This is a genomic window from Sphingobium sp., assembly GCF_041987595.1.
Classification (GTDB): Bacteria; Pseudomonadota; Alphaproteobacteria; order Sphingomonadales; family Sphingomonadaceae; genus Sphingobium.
The window spans coordinates 1-604 of the sequence record NZ_JBHIWJ010000231.1 but is presented as its reverse complement, the minus strand read 5'-3'; the positions used below and the strand labels follow the sequence as shown (position 1 = coordinate 604).

General features: G+C 62.6%; 1 pseudogene. It reads left to right on the top strand.

Annotation, left to right across the window (positions count from 1 at the left end):
- Window positions 1–188, top strand: a pseudogene (locus ACFC3J_RS22910) (DUF2493 domain-containing protein); the annotation flags it as partial.
- Window positions 189–604: the final 416 nt, after the last annotated feature.

Here is a 604-nt window from a genome sequence, read left to right as displayed (position 1 = left end):
GGCTCAGCGCAAAGCTTGGCAAACGGGCGGGGTTCGTACGCAACGAGCAGATGGTCGGATTACGTCCCGTCGAAGCGCTGGTCTGCGAAGGATCGGGATTGCAATCGCACCTTGCGCGGCTGGTCAGAGAGAAGCGTATCCCGGCACGGTTCGTCAGGCTCAGCGATCAGGAATGGGAGGCGCAGTGACACGTCAGGAGGATCGGTCCGCTTTGCCGGGCCGGTTCTCATTTCTTTTTCGAGCGCAGCACTCGCCCCCGCTCAGGGACCCGCAAGCGGGCCCGTCGCAGGCGCGATGCGGAACCGCCAGCGCGGTCCCGGCCTCCTGCGCGCGGCTTCGCCGTGCTCGTCGCAGGGACACCCTTCGGGTGCGGTTTGGAAGGGCGGGGCGTCGCGAAAACGTTCAGCGTGACCATCAAAGGAGGGGAGGGCCATAGCGCGGAATGCCTCCTATGGCTTTATCATCTAAAATGATCGGAGCAGGGGAAGTCTCGCCGATATCCGTCGATGTGCAGAACGGGGATGCTTCGTCCCTATCTGGTTTGCCCGGAAGACCGCATCGTCATCCTGCGCTCTGATACCGACAGGAATGGGCTTCTTATGCT